This is a genomic window from Collinsella sp. CLA-ER-H9, from assembly GCF_040092295.1.
Lineage (GTDB): Bacteria > Actinomycetota > Coriobacteriia > Coriobacteriales > Coriobacteriaceae > Collinsella.
Window position 1 is genome coordinate 1 of record NZ_JBBNLV010000045.1, and the last position, 527, is coordinate 527.

Consider the following 527-nt stretch of genomic DNA (forward strand, 5'->3'; position numbering starts at 1 on the left):
TGTGACGGCGTGCCTTTTGTAGAATGAGCCAGCGAGTCGCTGGCGCGGGGCGAGGTTAACCGAAAGGGAGCCGGAGCGAAAGCGAGCCTTAACAGGGCGACTTGAGTCCCGCGCCGCGGACGCGAAGCCGGGTGAGCTATCCGTGGGCAGGCTGAAGCGGGGGTAAGACCCCGTGGAGGGCCGAACGCACGTCGGTTGAAAACGGCGGCGATGACCTGCGGATAGGGGTGAAAGGCCAATCAAACCCGGAGATATCTCGTTCTCCCCGAAATAGCTTTAGGGCTAGCGTCGCGCGTTCACCGCCGGAGGTAGAGCACCGGATGGACGAGGGGGCTTCGCCGCCTACCGAATCCAACCGAACTCCGAATGCCGGCGGCCCAGAGCGCGGCAGTCAGAGCATGTGGGCTAAGCTGTGTGCTCGAGAGGGAAACAGCCCGGACCGCCCGCTAAGGTCCCCAAGTTCCAGCCGAGTGGCAAAGGATGTGCGTCCGCCCAGACAACCAGGATGTTGGCTTAGAAGCAGCCAT

Annotated in this window: 1 rRNA gene; it reads left to right on the top strand. The window is 63.2% G+C overall.

The annotated features are described in order from the left end of the window. Positions 1-527: ribosomal RNA gene (locus AAAX73_RS09740) — 23S ribosomal RNA — on the top strand; the annotation flags it as partial.